Origin of the sequence: Streptomyces sp. NPDC057963, from assembly GCF_042887155.1 — a bacterium.
Taxonomy (GTDB): domain Bacteria; phylum Actinomycetota; class Actinomycetes; order Streptomycetales; family Streptomycetaceae; genus Streptomyces.
In genome coordinates this window covers 502696-520606 of sequence record NZ_JBHVPX010000004.1, presented here as the reverse complement: position 1 = coordinate 520606, position 17911 = coordinate 502696, and the positions used below count along the sequence as shown (strand labels likewise).

Annotated in this window: 20 protein-coding genes; 6 read left to right on the top strand and 14 right to left on the bottom strand. The window is 68.7% G+C overall.

The features are described 5' to 3' along the window. Positions 1 to 184: 184 nt before the first annotated feature. From ACFVT1_RS12650 to ACFVT1_RS12640, 3 genes are all read right to left on the bottom strand, one after another. The gene (locus ACFVT1_RS12650; RefSeq protein WP_072486732.1) at positions 185 to 508 is read right to left on the bottom strand and encodes an STAS domain-containing protein; all 324 of its coding nucleotides are present in this window, start codon (positions 506 to 508) and stop codon (positions 185 to 187) included. 236 nt (positions 509 to 744) lie between these two features. Further along, a complete protein-coding gene (locus ACFVT1_RS12645; RefSeq protein ID WP_389794499.1) occupies positions 745 to 1593 on the bottom strand; it encodes a 3-hydroxyacyl-CoA dehydrogenase family protein in 849 nt (282 codons plus the stop codon). Positions 1594 to 1758: 165 nt separating this feature from the next. Next, positions 1759 to 2400 (bottom strand): TetR/AcrR family transcriptional regulator, encoded by a 642-nt coding sequence (locus tag ACFVT1_RS12640; protein WP_389794498.1) that lies wholly within the window; start codon positions 2398 to 2400, stop codon positions 1759 to 1761. 84 nt (positions 2401 to 2484) lie between these two features. Here ACFVT1_RS12640 and ACFVT1_RS12635 point away from each other — a divergent pair, with 84 nt between their 5' ends. The 3 genes from ACFVT1_RS12635 to ACFVT1_RS12625 are packed head-to-tail and all read left to right on the top strand — an operon-like array spanning position 2485 to position 4611. After that, complete coding sequence (locus ACFVT1_RS12635; protein WP_389794497.1) at positions 2485 to 3276, top strand: ABC transporter ATP-binding protein; 792 nt, start codon at positions 2485 to 2487, stop codon at positions 3274 to 3276. Further along, the gene (locus ACFVT1_RS12630; RefSeq protein ID WP_389794496.1) at positions 3276 to 4025 is read left to right on the top strand and encodes an ABC transporter permease; all 750 of its coding nucleotides are present in this window, start codon (positions 3276 to 3278) and stop codon (positions 4023 to 4025) included. The genes ACFVT1_RS12635 and ACFVT1_RS12630 overlap by 1 nt, the downstream gene beginning before the upstream one ends. Before the next feature lie 13 nt (positions 4026 to 4038). Beyond that, positions 4039 to 4611 carry a cob(I)yrinic acid a,c-diamide adenosyltransferase gene (locus ACFVT1_RS12625; protein WP_389794494.1) on the top strand — a complete coding sequence of 191 codons (573 nt, stop codon included), beginning with the start codon at positions 4039 to 4041 and terminating at the stop codon, positions 4609 to 4611. Positions 4612 to 4665: 54 nt separating this feature from the next. Here ACFVT1_RS12625 and ACFVT1_RS12620 read toward each other — a convergent pair whose 3' ends face one another. Continuing rightward, positions 4666 to 5208, bottom strand: coding sequence for a hypothetical protein (locus ACFVT1_RS12620; protein WP_389794493.1), 543 nt, complete (start codon positions 5206 to 5208; stop codon positions 4666 to 4668). A gap of 151 nt (positions 5209 to 5359) precedes the next feature. Between ACFVT1_RS12620 and ACFVT1_RS12615 the strand changes: the two genes are divergently transcribed. The 3 genes from ACFVT1_RS12615 to ACFVT1_RS12605 all read left to right on the top strand — a co-directional run bounded on the left by ACFVT1_RS12615 (position 5360) and on the right by ACFVT1_RS12605 (position 9250). Then, positions 5360 to 6556, top strand: a complete 1197-nt coding sequence (locus tag ACFVT1_RS12615) for a sensor histidine kinase (protein ID WP_389794622.1) — start codon at positions 5360 to 5362, stop codon at positions 6554 to 6556. Further along, positions 6553 to 7203, top strand: coding sequence for a response regulator (locus tag ACFVT1_RS12610; RefSeq protein WP_389794491.1), 651 nt, complete (start codon positions 6553 to 6555; stop codon positions 7201 to 7203). The genes ACFVT1_RS12615 and ACFVT1_RS12610 overlap by 4 nt, the downstream gene beginning before the upstream one ends. Before the next feature lie 169 nt (positions 7204 to 7372). Beyond that, complete coding sequence (locus ACFVT1_RS12605) at positions 7373 to 9250, top strand: glycosyl hydrolase family 18 protein (RefSeq protein ID WP_389794490.1); 1878 nt, start codon at positions 7373 to 7375, stop codon at positions 9248 to 9250. 158 nt (positions 9251 to 9408) lie between these two features. On the opposite strand, the gene ACFVT1_RS12600 is transcribed toward ACFVT1_RS12605, so the two are convergent. The 10 genes from ACFVT1_RS12600 to ACFVT1_RS12555 form a co-directional block, all read right to left on the bottom strand. Further along, positions 9409 to 9855 (bottom strand): DUF2550 domain-containing protein, encoded by a 447-nt coding sequence (locus tag ACFVT1_RS12600; RefSeq protein ID WP_389794620.1) that lies wholly within the window; start codon positions 9853 to 9855, stop codon positions 9409 to 9411. A gap of 141 nt (positions 9856 to 9996) precedes the next feature. Beyond that, positions 9997 to 10371 (bottom strand): F0F1 ATP synthase subunit epsilon, encoded by a 375-nt coding sequence (locus ACFVT1_RS12595; RefSeq protein WP_093898532.1) that lies wholly within the window; start codon positions 10369 to 10371, stop codon positions 9997 to 9999. Between the two features lie 110 nt (positions 10372 to 10481). Further along, on the bottom strand, positions 10482 to 11924 hold the full coding sequence (gene atpD, locus ACFVT1_RS12590) for a F0F1 ATP synthase subunit beta (RefSeq protein ID WP_389794489.1): 1443 nt from the start codon (positions 11922 to 11924) through the stop codon (positions 10482 to 10484). Further along, positions 11924 to 12841: a F0F1 ATP synthase subunit gamma gene (locus tag ACFVT1_RS12585; protein ID WP_389794488.1), complete on the bottom strand. Its 918-nt coding sequence runs from the start codon at positions 12839 to 12841 to the stop codon at positions 11924 to 11926. Before ACFVT1_RS12585 ends, atpD begins: the two co-directional genes overlap by 1 nt. A gap of 3 nt (positions 12842 to 12844) precedes the next feature. Continuing rightward, a complete protein-coding gene (gene atpA / locus ACFVT1_RS12580; RefSeq protein ID WP_389794487.1) occupies positions 12845 to 14416 on the bottom strand; it encodes a F0F1 ATP synthase subunit alpha in 1572 nt (523 codons plus the stop codon). A 138-nt stretch (positions 14417 to 14554) separates the two neighbouring features. Further along, the gene (locus tag ACFVT1_RS12575; protein ID WP_389794485.1) at positions 14555 to 15370 is read right to left on the bottom strand and encodes a F0F1 ATP synthase subunit delta; all 816 of its coding nucleotides are present in this window, start codon (positions 15368 to 15370) and stop codon (positions 14555 to 14557) included. Then, positions 15367 to 15912 carry a F0F1 ATP synthase subunit B gene (locus ACFVT1_RS12570; protein ID WP_072483719.1) on the bottom strand — a complete coding sequence of 182 codons (546 nt, stop codon included), beginning with the start codon at positions 15910 to 15912 and terminating at the stop codon, positions 15367 to 15369. Before ACFVT1_RS12570 ends, ACFVT1_RS12575 begins: the two co-directional genes overlap by 4 nt. 37 nt (positions 15913 to 15949) lie before the next feature. Beyond that, positions 15950 to 16183, bottom strand: a complete 234-nt coding sequence (locus ACFVT1_RS12565) for a F0F1 ATP synthase subunit C (RefSeq protein WP_072483720.1) — start codon at positions 16181 to 16183, stop codon at positions 15950 to 15952. Positions 16184 to 16255: 72 nt separating this feature from the next. Beyond that, complete coding sequence (gene atpB / locus ACFVT1_RS12560; protein ID WP_389794619.1) at positions 16256 to 17092, bottom strand: F0F1 ATP synthase subunit A; 837 nt, start codon at positions 17090 to 17092, stop codon at positions 16256 to 16258. Positions 17093 to 17302: 210 nt separating this feature from the next. Beyond that, positions 17303 to 17740, bottom strand: a complete 438-nt coding sequence (locus tag ACFVT1_RS12555) for a hypothetical protein (protein ID WP_389794484.1) — start codon at positions 17738 to 17740, stop codon at positions 17303 to 17305. Positions 17741 to 17911 lie beyond the last annotated feature (171 nt).

The following is a 17911-nucleotide window of genomic DNA, read 5'->3' as shown; positions in this document are numbered from 1 at the left end:
CACGCCCTGCTGTCGCTTCTGGTCCGGTGTCCGCCCGGTGGGTCCCGTCAATCGGCGGACGGCCGAACCCTAGACCGTCGCACGGTGCCCCCGCACAGTCGGGGGTCCACGCCGCCCGAAGCGCACATGCTCGTGCGGATTGTGCACCCGCGGCCCGCGGCGCGCTGCCGTGGCCGGGCAGCCCCTACACGCGCGGCAGGGAGTCGGCGGCGATCCCGCCCTCGATGGCCAGGATGCGGTGCAGCCGGGTCGCCACCAGCAGGCGCTGCATCTGCGGCGGCACGCCGCGGAGCACCAGCCGTCGCCCGGCCCGTCCGGCCCGGCGGTGTGCTCCCATGATGACGCCGAGGCCGGTGGCGTCCCAGGAATCCAGCTCGGTCAGGTCGAGCACCAGGTCGCCGACTCCGTCGTCGAGGGCCGAGTGCAGGGCCGTACGGGCGTCCGCCGCGCTTCGGACGTCGAGGCGGCCCCCGACGACCAGCTCGGCGTGGTCGCCCCTGATGTGCATATGCGCTCCCCGGGATTACTCCGTAGCAAGGTTCGTCTGTCTGTTCTGTCTCTCCCACAACTGACTGCGGCGGAGACAGGGAAGTTGCCGTCTGTAAGCGAACCGATACCGAATTCACTCCGTGGAGTGACCGCGGCCCGGCAGGGACCTCTGCGGGCCCACCGGCTCCGGGAGACGCCCCCCGGGCCTCCGGGCCTGACCGACGGCAGATCAGGCAACCGGAGGACCGAAAAAGATCAGTACGTGTAGAAGCCCTGCCCGCTCTTGCGGCCGATGTCACCTGCGTCCACCATCCGGCGCATCAGCTCCGGCGCGGCGAACTTCTCGTCCTGCGACTCGGTGTAGATGTTGCTCGTGGCGTGCAGCAGGATGTCGACGCCGGTCAGGTCCGCGGTGGCGAGGGGCCCCATCGCGTGGCCGAAGCCCAGCTTGCAGGCGATGTCGATGTCCTCGGCCGAGGCGACGCCCGACTCGTACAGCTTGGCGGCCTCGACGACCAGCGCCGAGATGAGCCGGGTGGTGACGAAGCCGGCCACGTCGCGGTTCACGACGATGCAGGTCTTGCCGACGGACTCGGCGAACTCCCGTGCGGTGGCGAGGGTTTCGTCACTGGTCTTGTAGCCGCGCACGAGTTCGCAGAGCTGCATCATCGGGACCGGCGAGAAGAAGTGCACACCGACGACGCGCTCGGGGCGCTCCGTCACGGCCGCGATCTTCGTGATCGGGATGGCGGAGGTGTTGGAGGCGAGGACGGCGTCGTCCCGGACGATCTTGTCGAGGGCCCGGAAGATCTCGTGCTTGACCTCCAGCTTCTCGAAGACGGCCTCGACGACGACATCCGCGTCGGCGACCGCGTCGAGGTCGGTGGTGGTCGTGATGCGGGCGAGCGCGGCATCGGCGTCGGCCGCCTCCAGCTTGCCCTTGGAGACGAACCTGTCGTACGAGGCCCTGATGCCGTCCCGCCCACGGGTCAGCGCCTCGTCGGTGACGTCGCGCAGCACGACGTCCCAGCCCGCCTGGGCGGAGACCTGCGCGATGCCGGATCCCATGAGTCCGGCTCCGATGACGGCGAGCTTCCTGGCCACGTGTGCACCCCTCAATTCCTGTTCGCCTCTGCAGCTGGTCCCTGCACGGCCGGTCCTAACGCTTGTTCATATGCTCTCCGGCGGAGATTAGTACCCGTGAGGGGCCCTGTGTCCGTGAAGAGATGCGCGTCACGTCTCACATGACGGACATCACACCGGCACACGTCATTCGGCGGCGCGCCGGGCGTAGTTGAGGACCTTCTCGCCGAGGAGCTCCTCGATCTCGTCGAGCAGGGCGAGCGCGTCGCGCGAGACGTCGACCGCCTTGCGGCCGGCCGTCATCTCCTGGCCGACGTAGCCGACGACCGCCCCCTCGATCCAGGCGATCTGACCACCGACGAGGCCGGGCAGCGGGTCGCCCTCCGCGGCGTCGACCTCCTCGCGGAGAGTGGTGACGACCGCGTCCAGCACCTCCCGCTGGAGGTGGCTGAGCCGCGCCTGGAGGGTGGGCGCCTCCTCGACGACCCGCATGAAGTCGGCGAAGCCGTCCATCAGGCCGAGCTCCGGCGACACGGCGACGACCGCGGCCCGCAGCTCCCGCAGGACCGCCTCGGCCGCCGACTCGCCCTTGTCGCGGGCGCGGATGAACCGGGCCACGCGCTGGGTGACGCCCTTCATCCGGTCGAGGAAGAGATCCTCCTTGGCGGGGAAGTAGTTGTACACCGTGTTCACGGAGACATCCGCCAGCTCGGCGACCTCGGCGACGGTCACGGCGTTGAAGCCGCGTTCCAGGAACAGCCCGGTCGCGAGGTCCGAAATGTGCTGCCTGGCCTGCCGTTTCTTGCGTTCCCTGAGTCCCTCAGCCATGGCCTCATCGTAGGGCCCGCCGGGTGAGCCGATGAAAAATTGGTGCCATTGCAATTTTTAGGCGACTCTGTTTTTGTGGTCACTATGCCAATCATCAGCACGGCCGGGCTCGCCCGGACCTTCGACAGCAAGAACGGCCCGGTGCACGCCGTACGGTCGGTCGACCTGACGGTCCGGGCGGGCGAGATCGTCGGCCTCCTCGGCCCCAACGGGGCGGGCAAGACCACCACCCTGCGCATGCTCACCACGCTGCTCGCCCCCACCGGCGGAGCCGCCACCGTCGCCGGATGCGATCTGACCACCGACCCGGCCGGGGTCCGCGAGAAGTGCGGGTACGTCGCGCAGTCCGGCGGTGTCGACCCGCACATCACCGTGCGGGAGGAACTGGTCACCCAGGCCCGGCTCTACCGGCTGCCGCGCGCGGACGCCGTCGCGCGCGCCGCCGCACTCGCCGCCGACCTCGGCCTGACCGAGCTGCTGGACCGCAGGTGCGGCGCGCTCTCCGGCGGTCAGCGCCGGCGCCTGGACATCGCGATGGGCCTCACCCACCGCCCGGCCGTCCTCTTCCTCGACGAGCCCACCACCGGGCTCGACCCGGGCAGCCGTGCCGACCTCTGGGACCTGGTGCGCCGGCTGCGCGACGACTTCGCCACGACCGTCGTCCTGACCACCCACTACCTCGACGAGGCGGACGCGCTCGCGGACCGGCTGGTCGTGATCGACCGGGGCGCCGTGGTCGCGGAGGGCACCCCGGCCGCGCTGAAGGCCGAACACGCGGGCTCCCCCGCCGCCACCCTCCAGGACGCCTTCCTCGCGATCACCGGCCGCACCCCCGCGCCCGCCGACACCGCCCCTCTCGCCCTTCAGGACCGCTGATGCTTCTCCACGACACCGCGCTGATCTTCGGCCGGTACGCCCGCCAGACCCTGCGCTCCCGGTTCCAGATCCTCTTCGGCGTGCTGATGCCGCTGCTGTACCTGCTCTTCTTCGGCCCGCTCCTCAGGGACCTGCCGCTCGGTTCGGCCGGCGACTCCTGGCAGGTTCTGGTACCCGGACTCCTGCTCCAACTCGCCCTCTTCGGAGCCTCGTTCGCCGGTTTCTCGATCACCCTGGAGAAATCGGCCGGTGTGGTGGAGCGGATGCGGGTGACACCGGTCAGCCGGCTCGCGCTGCTGCTGGGCCGGGTCCTGCGCGACGCCGCACTCTTCGTGTTCCAGTCGGTCGTGCTGGTGCTCGCCGCGCTGGTCATGGGGTTGCGCGCCCCGCTGCCCGGAGTGCTGATCGGCTTCGCGTTCGTCGGTGTGCTGACGGTCGCGTTGGCCTCGCTGTCGTACGCGCTGGCCATGAAGGTCCGTACACCGCAGGAGTTCGGCCCGGTCATCAACGCGCTCACCATGCCCTCGATGCTGCTCTCCGGCCTGATGCTGCCGATGACGCTCGGGCCGGCATGGCTGGACGTCATCTCGCACTGCATGCCGTTCCGCTACCTGGTGGACGCGGTACGGGACGCGTACGTGGGTTCGTACACCACCACGCACATGCTGTACGGAGTACTGATGGCACTCGCCTTCGCGTGGTCGGCCGTGACGGCGGGCACACGTGTCTTCCGCCGGGCCGGTGCGTAACTACGCTGGAAGCATGGTCAATCTGACACGTATCTACACCCGCACCGGCGATCAGGGCACCACCGCCCTCGGCGACACGAGCCGGACCGCCAAGACCGATCTGCGGATCTCCGCGTACGCGGACACCAATGAGGCCAACGCCGTCATCGGTACGGCGATCGCGCTCGGGCAGCTCCCCGAGGACGTCGTGAAGGTCCTCGTCCGCGTCCAGAACGACCTGTTCGACGTGGGCGCGGATCTGTCGACGCCGGTCGCCGAGAACCCGAAGTACCCGCCGCTGCGGGTCGAGCAGAGCTACGTCGACAAGCTGGAGGCGGACTGCGACCACTACCTGGAGCAGCTGGAGAAGCTGCGCAGCTTCATCCTGCCGGGCGGTACGCCGGGGGCGGCGCTGCTGCACCAGGCGTGCACGGTGGTCCGGCGCGCCGAGCGGTCCACCTGGGCGGCGCTGGAGGTGCACGCCGACGTGATGAACGCGCTGACGGCGACGTATCTCAACCGGCTCTCCGACCTGCTGTTCATCCTCGCGAGGACGGCGAACAAGGAGGTCGGCGACGTGCTGTGGGTACCGGGCGGCGAGCGGTAGCCGCCGCGTGCCGAAGGCACCGGACGGGCTCGGCCGCCGAGCCCGTCCGGCCCTTCAGCGCCCCGCCGGCTCACGTTTCGGAAACAACGTGTAGCTCCCCGCGATGACCACGTTGAGCCCGATCACGAACAGCATCTTCTGCTGCCACGCCTGCAGTGACGTCACGTCCCCGTCCCCGCCCACGTACCAGATCGCCGCCTGCAGCAGCGCCAGCGCCACCGTTGCCGCGACCATCCACCGCGCCGCGGTCCGCCACTCGTGCGCCGCGCGCTCCATCCCGTACTTCGGCGGCCGCACCGGCGGCGGTCCGCCCGCGAAGCGGTGGGCGAACCGGGCGTCGACCCAGCGGATCGTGGAGTGGCCGAGCCCCACCGTGAAGCCGATGTAGACCGCGGCGAGCCCGTGCTTCCAGTCGGGCTCCGCCCCGTTCTTCAGGTCGACGGCCGTCACCACCAGCAGCACGACCTCCAGCAGCGGCTCGCACAGCAGCACGGCCGCGCCCAGGCGCGGTTTCTTCGCCGGGTACCTCAGCAGCAGCCCTGCGGCCAGCAGCACCCAGAAGGCGACTTCGCAGAGCACGATCAGCACGACGATCACAGCACTTCTCCTTCCCGTCCCCTCCAGCCTTCCGGCCCGGGCGCCCGGAATCGTCGTCGCCGGTGACGAACCGCGACTGCATCCTTCGATGTACCGGTGCCTCACCCCCGGTAGGGAGGACCGGGGCGGGGCCGCCGTGTTGGATGGGAGGGTGCTCTCCTTCGCCCGCCCGCACCGCCACGACGTGTTCATCGCCGCCGCCGGCCTGGCCGGCGGCCTGTCCCTGTGGGTGCTCGGGCTGCGCATGCAGGGCGACCGGGCCTTCGCCGCGCCCTGGGTCTCCCTGCTGCCGCTCGCCGTCGTCTCGGTCCTCGCGCTGGTGCGCAGGACCGCCCCGCAGACGGCACTGGTCGTCGGCACGCTCGCGCTGCTCGCGGATCAGTTCACGGTCGGGAATCTGGCGACGGTGCTGCTGTTCACCGACCTGATGTACGCGGCCGTGCTGTACGGGACGCCGTCCGCCGCCCGCCGCATCCCGGTGACCACGTTCCTGATCACGGTCGCGGTCACGATCGGGTTCCTGGCGTGGTTCCGCAATCCGCAGGCGCTGCTCATCGGCGTCGTCACCGGGCTCGTCTCGTTCGGGCCCGCCATCACCGGGGCCAGCGTCCGCAACCACCGGGACGCCGCCGAGGCCGCCCGGCTGCGCGCCGATCAGACCGCGCTGCTGGCCGAGATGGACCGCGCCCAGGCGGTGGCCGCCGAGCGCGCCCGGATGGCCCGCGAGCTGCACGACATGGTGGCCAACCACCTGTCCGCCATCGCCATCCACTCCACCGCCGCACTCTCCATCGACGAGCCGGAGACCTCGCGCGAGGCGCTGGGGGTGATCCGGGAGAACAGCGTCGCCGGCCTCGCCGAGATGCGCCGGCTGATCGGGCTGCTGCGTACCGGCGTCGCGAACCGGGAACCGAGCGCCTCACCGACGCTCGCCTCGCTGGACGCACTGGTCGGGCAGGCCCGGACGAACGCCGCGTCCAGCGGGCTGACCTGCGCCTTCGAGGACACCCGCGACGAGCGCGACCCGCTGCCCGCACCGGTCGAGCTGGCCGCGTACCGGATCGTCCAGGAGTCGCTGACGAACGCGCTCAAGCATGCCGCGCCCGGCCCGGTCCTGGTACGGCTCGGGCGGGCCGGGAGACTGCTCACCGTGGAGGTCAGCAGCGCCTTCAGGGACCGCCCCGGGCCGCGCGCACCCGGGTCGGGGGCCGGTCTGGTGGGGATGCGGGAGCGGGTGGCGCTGCTGGGCGGAGCGATCGAGGCGGGTCCGGTGGGCTCCGGCGACGGAACGCCGATCTGGCGGGTACGGGCCGAACTGCCCGTGGACGAAGGGAGTGTGAGGGCATGACGATCCGGGTGGTGGTCGCCGAGGACCAGTCGGCCGTCCGGGCGGGGCTGGTGCTCATTCTGCGCAGCGCGCCGGACATCGAGGTCGTGGGCGAGGCCGGGGACGGCGAGCAGGCGGTACGGCTGGCCCGCGAGCTGCGGCCGGATCTGGTGCTGATGGATGTGTCGATGCCGCGGCTCGACGGGGTGTCGGCGACCGCGCAGGTGGTGGCCGAGGGGCTCGCGGATGTGCTGGTGCTGACGACGTTCGATCTGGACGAGTACGTCTTCGGGGCGCTGCGGGCCGGTGCGGCGGGCTTCCTGCTGAAGAACACCGATGCGCGCGATCTGCTCGAAGCGGTACGCACGGTGGCGCGCGGCGAGGGGCTGATCGCTCCGGCCGTGACGCGCCGTCTGATCGCGGAGTTCGCCGGAGCCGCCCCCGTCCGGCGGGCGAGCACGACCGATCCGGCGGTGCTCGACGCCCTCACCCGACGGGAGCGGGAGGTGCTCGGCTGTCTCGGCGCGGGGCTGTCGAATGCCGAGATCGCCGTCCGGCTCTCGATGGCCGAGGCGACCGTGAAGACGCACGTCAGCAGGTTGCTGGGCAAGCTGGAGCTGCGCAGCCGGGTCCAGGCGGCCGTGCTGGCACAGGAGTTGGGCATCTGAAGTGCACCGGCAAACTTTGGTCTGGACCTCTTGACGATTGGTCCAGACCTTCCTAATCTCACCGAGCACACTGCGGTGAGTGCGCCATGACAAGGCGTGCTCAGGGCGGCGCAGGGTTTGCAGTCCACGGACCACCCCCGTTTGTCCGGACCTCACCCGAGGAGCACCGTTGAGCACTGAAACCCCCCTACGCCGGCCCCGATTCAGACTCGGGACCGGAAGAGCCACCAGATCCAGAGCGGTCGCGGGCCTCACCGCACTGCTTCTTCCGCTCGCCGCCATGGTCGGCCTGGCCTCCCCCGCCGAAGCCGCCACCTCGGCAACCGCCACCTACCTCAAGAAGTCCGACTGGGGCAGCGGCTTCGAGGGCCAGTGGACGGTGAAGAACACCGGCACCACCGCCCTCTCCTCCTGGACCATCGAGTGGGACTTCCCCTCGGGCACCGCGGTCGGCTCCGCCTGGGACGCCACCGTCACCGGCTCCGGAACCCACTGGACCGCCAAGAACCTCGGCTGGAACGGCTCGGTCGCACCGGGCGCCAGCGTCTCCTTCGGCTTCAACGGCACCGGCTCCGGCGCCCCCACCGGCTGCAAGCTGAACGGCGCCTCCTGCGACGGCGGCAGCGTCCCCGGCGACAACGCCCCCTCCGCACCGGGCACCCCCACCGCCGGCTCCGTCACCGACACCTCGGTCAAGCTGAGCTGGACCGCGGCGACCGACGACAACGGCATCAAGAACTACGACGTGCTGCGCGACGGCGCCGTCGTCGCCACCGTCACCGGTACGACGTACACCAACACCGGACTCACCCCGGGAACCGACTACTCCTACACCGTGCAGGCCCGTGACACCGCCGACCAGACCGGTCCGGTCAGCGGCGCGGTCAAGGTCCACACCACCGGTGGCGGCGGCAATCCCGACCCCGGCACCGGCGGCAAGGTCAACCTCGGCTACTTCACCGACTGGGGTGTCTACGGCCGGAACTACCACGTCAAGAACCTGGACACCTCGGGGTCGGCCGCGAAGATCACGCACATCAACTACGCCTTCGGCAACGTGACCGGCGGCAAGTGCGCGATCGGTGACTCCTACGCCGACTACGACATGGCGTACACCGCCGACAAGTCCGTCGACGGCGTCGCCGACACCTGGGACCAGCCGCTGCGCGGCAGCTTCAACCAGCTGCGCAAGCTCAAGGCGAAGTACCCGAACATCAAGGTCCTGTGGTCCTTCGGCGGGTGGACCTGGTCCGGCGGCTTCGGCGAGGCCGCGAAGAACCCGGCGGCATTCGCCCAGTCCTGCTACGACCTGGTGGAGGACCCCCGCTGGGCCGATGTCTTCGACGGCATCGACATCGACTGGGAGTACCCCAACGCCTGCGGCCTGACCTGTGACACCAGCGGCCCGGCCGCGCTGAAGGGCATCACCTCGGCGCTGCGCACGAAGTTCGGCAGCAACAACCTGGTGACGGCCGCCATCACCGCGGACGCCTCCACCGGTGGCAAGATCGACGCCACCGACTACGCGGGCGCCGCCCAGTCCCTGGACTGGTACAACGTGATGACGTACGACTTCTTCGGCGCCTGGGACGCGAAGGGCCCGACCGCCCCGCACTCCCCGCTGACCTCCTACAACGGCATCCCGCAGGCCGGATTCAACTCCGCCGACGCCATCGCCAAGCTGAAGGCGCAGGGCGTCCCCGCCTCGAAGCTGCTGCTCGGCATCGGCTTCTACGGCCGCGGCTGGACCGGCGTCACGCAGGACGCGCCCGGCGGCACCGCCACCGGCGCGGCCCCCGGCACGTACGAGGCAGGCATCGAGGACTACAAGGTCCTCAAGAACAGCTGCCCGGCCACCGGCACGATCGCCGGCACGGCGTACGCGCACTGCGGCACCAACTGGTGGAGCTACGACACCCCGGCCACCATCGCGTCCAAGATGACCTGGGCGAAGGGCCAGGGCCTGGGAGGCGCGTTCTTCTGGGAGTTCAGCGGTGACACCACCAACGGTGAACTCGTCGGCGCGATCAGCAACGGTCTGAAGTAACCCCACTCAGTACCGCGCACCACCCCGAAAAGCAGCCGGGGAGACGGGTCCGCCCCCTGTCTCCCCGGTTTTTCGCGCGGTGCCGTAAGGGCCCTCGGGCCGCGTCGGCCCTCCCCGGACCTCGTCCCGGGAGGTACCCCGTCCAGCCAGGCCCCCGCTCAAGCCACGTTGACCCGCTGGCCGGGCGGAGCCGCCTCCAGCCAGGCGAGGAACCCGGTCAGCGCGTCCTCGCTCATGGCCAGCTCCAGGCGGGTCCCCCGATGAAGACAGCCGAGCACCACGGCGTCGGACAGGAGCGCCAGCTCCTCCTCGCCCTCGGGCAGTCGCCGGGCGACCACCTCGATCGCGGAACGCTCCAGGATCCGCCGCGGGCGGAGAGCGTACGAGAAGACCCGGAACCAGTCGATCCGGTCGCCGCTGTACCGGGCGACCCCGTACACCCAGCCCTTGCCCGAGAGATCGGGCTCCTCTGGCACGTTCCATCGCAGGCTGCAGTCGAAGGTCCCGCCGGAGCGCTGAATCAGCCGCCGGCGCAGACCGAAGACGAAGAGTCCAACCACGACCAGTGCGACGACCAGCCCGCCCACCCACAGCGCGAGGAACATCTCCACCGACCTCCTCGCGTCGTCGAGTAACGGATACCGCCAGAAACACAACTGCACCTGCATCGCCTCAGCCGCGGCACGGTCTGGAGTGGTCTCCAGCTCGGGCCGCGGCTGAGGGTAAAGCTACGTTGTCGCGGAGCGCTAGCGCACCGCCACCGCACGCAGTCGCACTTCGGCGCGCCGCTCGGAGGCGGCGTCCGTGTCCGACTTCGCGCGCTCCAGCGCACGCTCGGCGCGCTGGACATCGATCTCGTCCGCCAGCTCCGCGATCTCCGCGAGCAGCGAGAGCTTGTCGTCCGCGAACGAGATGAAACCGCCGTGCACAGCGGCGACCACGGTCCCGCCGTCGCTCGTACGGATCGTCACCGGGCCCGACTCCAGCACACCCAGAAGCGGCTGGTGACCGGGCATGACGCCGATGTCGCCGGACGTGGTGCGCGCGACGACCAGGGTGGCCTCGCCGGACCAGACACTGCGGTCCGCGGCGACCAGCTCGACGTGCAGCTCAGCAGCCAAGGGTGGCTCCTCGGGTCACCACCCGGCCGTTCATGCCGGGTGTTGGGTCAATTCTACGGGGCGTGGTGAGGGGGACGGGACGCACCCGTCCCCCTCGGTGAGCCATGGGCTCAGGAGACGCCGAGCTCCTTGGCCTTGGCCTTGAGGTCATCAATGCCGCCGCACATGAAGAACGCCTGCTCCGGGAAGTGGTCGTACTCACCGTCGCAGATCGCGTTGAACGCGGCGATCGACTCGTCGAGCGGCACGTCCGAACCGTCCAGGCCGGTGAACTGCTTGGCGGCGTGGGTGTTCTGCGACAGGAAGCGCTCGACGCGACGGGCACGGTGGACAACGAGCTTGTCCTCCTCGCCCAGCTCGTCGATACCGAGGATCGCGATGATGTCCTGGAGGTCCTTGTACTTCTGCAGGATTCCCTTGACACGGCTGGCCGCGTCGTAGTGCTCCTGCGTGATGTAGCGCGGGTCCAGGATGCGGGACGTGGAGTCCAGCGGGTCCACGGCCGGGTAGATGCCCTTCTCGGAGATCGGACGGGAGAGAACCGTCGTCGCGTCGAGGTGGGCGAACGTGGTGGCCGGGGCCGGGTCGGTCAGGTCGTCCGCGGGGACGTAGATCGCCTGCATCGAGGTGATCGAGTGACCACGCGTCGAGGTGATGCGCTCCTGGAGCACACCCATCTCGTCGGCCAGGGTCGGCTGGTAACCCACTGCGGACGGCATACGGCCGAGCAGCGTGGAGACCTCGGAACCGGCCTGCGTGAAGCGGAAGATGTTGTCGATGAAGAGCAGCACGTCCTGCTTCTGCACATCGCGGAAGTACTCCGCCATGGTCAGGGCGGACAGCGCGACCCGCAGACGGGTGCCCGGCGGCTCGTCCATCTGGCCGAAGACCAGCGCGGTCTTGTCCAGGACGCCCGAGTCGGTCATCTCGTCGATGAGGTCGTTGCCCTCACGGGTGCGCTCACCGACACCGGCGAACACCGACACACCCTCGTGCAGCTTCGCCACACGCATGATCATTTCCTGGATGAGGACCGTCTTGCCGACGCCCGCACCACCGAACAGACCGATCTTGCCGCCCTTGACGTACGGGGTCAGCAGGTCGACGACCTTCAGGCCGGTCTCGAACATCTCGGTCTTGGACTCGAGCTGGTCGAAGGCCGGGGCCTTGCGGTGGATCGGCCAGCGCTCGGTGATCTGCGCCTCGGCCTCCGGCTCGTTCAGGATCTGACCGAGGGTGTTGAACACCTTGCCCTTGGTGATGTCACCGACCGGGACGGTGATGCCCGCACCCGTGTCGGTCACCTGAGCCTGGCGAACCAGACCGTCGGTGGGCTGCATCGAGATCGCGCGGACCAGGCCGTCGCCCAGGTGCTGGGCGACCTCGAGGGTCAGCGTCTTGCGGGCGCCGTCCTCGGCCGGGTCCGCCACCTCGACGTGCAGCGCGTTGTAGATCTCCGGCATCGCGTCGACGGGGAACTCCACGTCGACGACCGGGCCGATGACCCGGGCGACGCGGCCCGTGGCAGCGGCCGTCTCAACTGTCGTCGTCATTACTTGTCACTCCCCGCGGACGCGTCGGCCAGAGCACCTGCACCGCCGACGATCTCGCTGATTTCCTGGGTGATTTCGGCCTGGCGGGCCGCGTTGGCAAGCCGGGAGAGGCTCTTGATGAGATCCCCGGCGTTGTCGGTCGCCGACTTCATCGCTCGGCGGCGGGCGGCGTGCTCGGAAGCGGCAGCCTGCAGCAGTGCGTTGTAGATACGGCTCTCGACGTAGCGCGGCAGGAGGGCGTCGAGAACGTCCTCCTGCGACGGCTCGAAGTCGAACAGCGGAAGGATCTCGCCCTTCGTACCGCTCTCCTCGGCAACCTTGTCGAGCGAAAGCGGCAACATCCGGTCGTCGACCGCGTTCTGCGTCATCATCGACACGAACTCGGTGAAGACGATGTGCAGTTCGTCGACGCCGCCCTCGGCCGAGTCCTTCTGGACGGCCTCGATCAGCGGCGCAGCGACGTTCTTGGCATCCGCATACGTCGGGCTGTCGGTGAAGCCGGTCCAGGAGTCCGCGACCTTGCGCTCGCGGAAGCCGTAGTAAGCGACACCCTTGCGGCCGACGATGTACGTGTCGACCTCCTTGCCCTCACCTGCGAGCCGCTCCCGGAGCCGCTCCGCCGCCTTGATGGCGTTGGAGGAATAGCCGCCGGCCAGACCGCGGTCGCTCGTGATGAGCAGAACCGCGGCGCGGACCGGGGACTCGGCCTCGGTGGTGAGCGGGTGCTTGGTGGTGGAGCCGGTCGCCACCGCGGTCACCGCACGGGTGAGCTCGGTCGCGTACGGCATCGACGCCGCCACCTTGCGCTGCGCCTTGACGATGCGCGAGGCGGCGATCATCTCCATCGCCTTGGTGATCTTCTTGGTCGCGGTGACGGCTTGGATGCGGCGCTTGTAAACGCGAAGCTGAGCGCCCATCGATCAGCCCTCGCCCAGGAGCTTGCCGTCCGAAGTCTCGAACTGCTGCTTGAAGGCGGCGATCGCGTCGGCGATCGACTGCAGCGTGTCGTCGGACATCTTGGCGCCCTCGGCGATGCTGGTCAGGAGGTCCTTGCGCTCACGGCGCAGGTACTCCAGCAGCTCGCTCTCGAAGCGGCGGATGTCCTCGACCGGGACGTCGTCCATCTTGCCGGTGGTGCCGGCCCAGACGGAGACGACCTGCTCCTCGACCGGGAACGGGGCGTACTGCGGCTGCTTCAGCAGCTCGACCATGCGCTTACCGCGCTCCAGCGACGCCTTCGAGGCCGCGTCCAGGTCGGAACCGAAGGCGGCGAACGCCTCCAGCTCGCGGTACTGGGCGAGGTCGACACGGAGTCGGCCGGAGACCTGGCGCATCGCCTTGTGCTGGGCGGAGCCACCGACACGGGAGACCGAGATACCGACGTTCAGGGCCGGACGCTGGCCGGCGTTGAACAGGTCGGACTCCAGGAAGCACTGGCCGTCGGTGATGGAGATGACGTTGGTCGGGATGAACGCCGACACGTCGTTCGCCTTGGTCTCGACGATCGGGAGGCCCGTCATCGAACCGGCGCCCATCTCGTCGGAGAGCTTGGCGCAACGCTCCAGCAGACGCGAGTGGAGGTAGAAGACGTCGCCCGGGTAGGCCTCACGGCCCGGCGGACGGCGCAGCAGAAGCGACACGGCGCGGTAGGCGTCGGCCTGCTTCGAGAGGTCGTCGAAGATGATCAGGACGTGCTTGCCCTGGTACATCCAGTGCTGGCCGATGGCCGAACCGGTGTACGGCGCAAGGTACTTGAAGCCGGCCGGGTCGGACGCCGGGGCGGCGACGATGGTCGTGTACTCGAGCGCGCCGGCCTCTTCCAGGGCACCACGCACGGAGGCGATGGTGGAACCCTTCTGACCGATGGCGACGTAGATGCAGCGCACCTGCTTGTTCACGTCGCCCGAGCGCCAGTTGTCGCGCTGGTTGATGATCGTGTCGACGGCCAGAGCGGTCTTACCCGTCTGACGGTCGCCGATGATCAGCTGACGCTGGCCGCGGCCGATCGGCACCATGGCGTCGACGGCCTTGTAGCCGGTCTGCATCGGCTCGTGCACCGACTTGCGGACCATGACGCCAGGGGCCTGCAGCTCGAGGGCGCGGCGGCTGTCGGTCGCGATCTCGCCGAGACCGTCGATCGGGTTGCCGAGCGGGTCGACGACGCGGCCGAGGTAGCCCTCGCCCACACCGACGGAGAGCACCTCACCGGTGCGCTGCACCGGCTGGCCCTCTTCGATGCCGCTGAACTCGCCGAGAACGATCGCACCGATCTCGCGCTCCTCAAGGTTGAGGGCGAGACCGAGGGTGCCGTCCTCGAACTTCAGCAGCTCGTTCGCCATGGCCGAGGGAAGACCCTCGACCTTCGCGATGCCGTCGCCGGCAACGCTGACCGTACCGACCTCCTCGCGCGAGGCCGCGTCCGGCTTGTACGACTGGACAAAGTTCTCCAGCGCGTCCCGGATCTCCTCCGGCCGGATCGTGAGCTCCGCCATCTGGGTTCCCTGCTCTCCTTGTTGGGCCCGAAGTTTCTTAAGGGGGTCTGGGGGCCGACCCCCAGGAATCTTCTGCAATTTCTGCACGGCCCAACCGGGCCGCTGGTCTTGCTCTGTTCTGTTGCTGCGCTGTGCTCGTCAGCCGGCCATGCGACGGCTCGCCTCTTCGAGGCGCTCCGCGATGGTTCCGTTGATGACCTCGTCACCGACCCGCACCGTGATCCCGCCGAGGACCGTGGGGTCCACATCGAGGTTCAGGTGCATCGGCCGGCCGTAGATCTTCGTCAGTGCGGCGCCGAGGCGCTGCTTCTGCTGATCGCTCAGCGGCACTGCCGAGGTGACCACGGCGACCATGCGGTCCCGGCGCTCCGCGGCGAGCTTGGAGAGGGACTCGAGTCCCGCTTCAAGGCTACGTCCACGCGGCTGGGTCACAAGCCGCACGACGATGCGCTCGGTGGCGGGCCGTGCCTTGCCGCCGAGCAGGCTGCGGAGCAGCTCGCCCTTGGCGGCGGCGGACCCGGACTTGCCGGTGAGCGCTGAGCGCAGCTCCTTGTCGGAGGCGACGATCCGGCCGAACCGGAACAGCTCGTCCTCCACGTCGTCGAGGTCTCCGCCGCGCTGGGCGTCGGTGAGGTCTGCGATGTTCGCCAGTTCCTCGACCGAGTCGACCAGGTCGCGCGACTGGGACCAGCGGGAGCGGACCATGCCCGAGATCAGGTCGACGGTCTCGCCGCCCACCTGACCGCGCAGCAGTCGTCCGGCCAGCTCGGCCCTCGCCTCGCCGGCCTGCGACGGGTCGGTCAGGACCCGTCGCAGTGAGACCTCGCGCTGGAGCAGCGCCGTGACGGCGGCCAGCTCCTCGGCGAGCTTCGCCGCGTCGACCGACGTGCTGTCGGTCAGCGCGTCGAGACGCTCACGTGCGGCAGCCAGTGCCTCGCGGCTCGCGCCGTTCATCGGACAGCCTCGGCCTTCGCCTCGAGCTCGTCGAGGAAACGGTCGACGGTGCCGCTCTGCCGGGCGTGGTCCTCCAGGGACTCGCCGACGAGCTTGCCGGCCAGGTCGGTGGCGAGCTTGCCCACGTCCTGGCGCAGCGCCGAAGCAGCGGCCTTGCGGTCGGCCTCGATCTGGGCGTGGCCGGCAGCGATGATCTCCTCACGCTGCCGCTGGCCTTCCGCCCGCATCTCCTGCAGGATCACGGCGCCCTGCTCCTGAGCCTCCTGGCGCAGGCGCGCGGCTTCGTGGCGGGCCTCGGCGAGCTGAGCCTTGTACTGCTCAAGCACGCTCTGGGCCTCGGTCTGGGCCGCATCGGCCTTCTCGATACCGCCTTCGATGGCCTCGCGACGCTCTTCCAGAACCTTGTTGATGTTCGGGAGGAGCTTCTTGGCGAGGAAGCCGAAGACGATGACAAAGGCGATGAAGCCAATGACGAGCTCAGGGATCGGCGGGACGAGCGGGTTTTCCGGCTTCTCCGCCGCGAGCTGAACCAGAGGGTTCACGTCAGTGCCTTCCGTCGAATGGTCTGTTCCCGACCAGTCAGGAGGTCGGGTAGACGAACGGCATGACCAGACCGATCAGGGCGAGCGCCTCACAGAAGGCGAAGCCGAGGATCTGGTTGGCGCGGATCAGGCCGGCAGCCTCGGGCTGACGGGCGAGAGCCTGCGTGCCGTTACCGAAGATGATGCCGACGCCGACGCCGGGGCCGATGGCGGACAGGCCGTAACCAACGGAGCTGAGGGAACCGGTGACGGCGGCAAGGGTCTGGGACATGCCAGTTCTTCCTTCTCTTTCACGGACCGGCGGGGGTTGGCCACCGGACGACTGGGGGTATGGGAGGCGCGATCAGTGGTGCTCGGCGACAGCGCCCTGGATGAAGGTGCACGCCAGGAGCACGAAGACGTATGCCTGAACGGCCTGGATGAAGAGCTCGAAGGCCGTCATCACGATGACCATCACGAACGACACACCCGCGTAGGCGATACCGATGCCGTTCAGCAGGTACCAGCTGGCGATGGTGAAGAGCAGCAGCAGCGTGTGACCCGCGAACATGTTCGCGAAGAGTCGGACCGCGTGCGTGAAGGGGCGGACCAGGACGTTCGAGAAGAACTCGATGACCATGATCAGCGGCAGAACGCCGCCGAGCGACTTGTCGTAACCCGTCAGATTCTTGAGGCCGCCGACGAAACCGTGCCTCTTGAAGGTGACGCTCATCCAGAGGACGTAGACGATCAGGGCCAGAGCAGCCGGGTACGCGATGATCGACGTCACCGGGAACTGGGCGAGCGGGATGATCGACCAGAGGTTCATCATCCACACGAAGAAGAAGATCGACACCATCAGCGGGACGTACTTCTCGCCCTCGCGCTTGCCGAGCGTCTCGTAGACGATGCCGCGGCGGACGAAGTCGTAGCCGGCCTCGGCGACCATCTGCAGCTTGCCCGGAACGACCTTCGGCTTACGGAAGGCAGCCCAGAAGAAGCCGACGATGATGACCGTACCGAGGAGCGCCAGCAGCATCGTCTTGTTGAAGTAGACGTTGCTGTTCGCGTCACCGAAGATCGGCTCGAACAGGAAAGAGTGCAAGCCAGGACCCGGGAAACCACAACCGGAGTAGATGTGGCAATCGGTCTCGAAGGCGAGCACCTGTGTCGGGTCAGCACTCACCGCGGGCTCCTTCAGCGTGGCGCATAGGTACGGCAACCTCGTTGTGTCGGCGCGGCGCGAAGCCGCGGTTCGGCACTGGACTGGTGTTACGGATGTGTGAGCGGCAGTCAGGCATTGAGCCTCGCGATCGAGCAGGCGTCAGCTCACATGCCCGCGCCCGCAGTGCCGCAGTTGGAACCGGACGATAGCAGGGTCCCGGACTTCCACTTATTCCGCCCCTACCCTTCACGTCTTCGACCCAGTGTTCTTGGGCTTCTCGCCCTTGTCGGACTCGGGTTCGACGTAAAGGATCTTGGCCTTCATGTGCGCACGCGTCTGTGCGCCGATCCACACGAGAGTCGTCGCGACCAGCGTGATCGCGAAGGCCCTCGGGTTGAACATGGTGGTGTTCTTGAATACGGCGACGAAGACGAACAGCAGGAGAAGCTGAGTCGTATAGAGCATCAGCCCCATCGCCTGGAACAGGTGGGGCAGGGACCGCGCGGTCCGCTGCAGGACCATGAGTCCGATCCCCATGAAGAGAATCACCACGATCGTCGCAACGACCGCGCCCAGGGCTCCCTTGCCGCCGGCCAGGCCACCACTGATCGCGGCGGCGACAGCACCGGCGACAGCGGTGGGTACGGCGGCTTGGAGGAGAGTCCGGACGTCGTTGGACGGCATGGCGGCAGCTCCGCTTGGAGGGGGTGGGCAGTGTGTCGTCATGGACGAGCGTAGGCCCGGTCCGAGTCGATGCCTCGGGCCGATGGACCGTGGTACTCAGGTCCTTCAACTCCGTCACCGGGCTTCGTGAACGGTATCACAAACTATTTGATGAGGTCTTTACCAAGAAAG

Excerpts from the sequence above, each read along its gene's own strand:
- ACFVT1_RS12585 (WP_389794488.1), bottom strand. The coding sequence starts at position 12,841 with ATGGGCGCTCAGCTTCGCGTTTACAAGCGCCGCATCCAAGCCGTCACC.
- atpD (WP_389794489.1), bottom strand. The coding sequence starts at position 11,924 with ATGACGACGACAGTTGAGACGGCCGCTGCCACGGGCCGCGTCGCCCGG.
- ACFVT1_RS12640 (WP_389794498.1), bottom strand. The coding sequence starts at position 2,400 with ATGGCTGAGGGACTCAGGGAACGCAAGAAACGGCAGGCCAGGCAGCAC.
- ACFVT1_RS12555 (WP_389794484.1), bottom strand. The coding sequence starts at position 17,740 with ATGCCGTCCAACGACGTCCGGACTCTCCTCCAAGCCGCCGTACCCACC.
- ACFVT1_RS12575 (WP_389794485.1), bottom strand. The coding sequence starts at position 15,370 with ATGAACGGCGCGAGCCGCGAGGCACTGGCTGCCGCACGTGAGCGTCTC.
- ACFVT1_RS12600 (WP_389794620.1), bottom strand. The coding sequence starts at position 9,855 with ATGTTCCTCGCGCTGTGGGTGGGCGGGCTGGTCGTCGCACTGGTCGTG.
- ACFVT1_RS12565 (WP_072483720.1), bottom strand. The coding sequence starts at position 16,183 with ATGTCCCAGACCCTTGCCGCCGTCACCGGTTCCCTCAGCTCCGTTGGT.
- ACFVT1_RS12610 (WP_389794491.1), top strand. The coding sequence starts at position 6,553 with ATGACGATCCGGGTGGTGGTCGCCGAGGACCAGTCGGCCGTCCGGGCG.
- ACFVT1_RS12635 (WP_389794497.1), top strand. The coding sequence starts at position 2,485 with ATGCCAATCATCAGCACGGCCGGGCTCGCCCGGACCTTCGACAGCAAG.
- ACFVT1_RS12650 (WP_072486732.1), bottom strand. The coding sequence starts at position 508 with ATGCACATCAGGGGCGACCACGCCGAGCTGGTCGTCGGGGGCCGCCTC.
- atpA (WP_389794487.1), bottom strand. The coding sequence starts at position 14,416 with ATGGCGGAGCTCACGATCCGGCCGGAGGAGATCCGGGACGCGCTGGAG.
- ACFVT1_RS12625 (WP_389794494.1), top strand. The coding sequence starts at position 4,039 with ATGGTCAATCTGACACGTATCTACACCCGCACCGGCGATCAGGGCACC.
- ACFVT1_RS12630 (WP_389794496.1), top strand. The coding sequence starts at position 3,276 with ATGCTTCTCCACGACACCGCGCTGATCTTCGGCCGGTACGCCCGCCAG.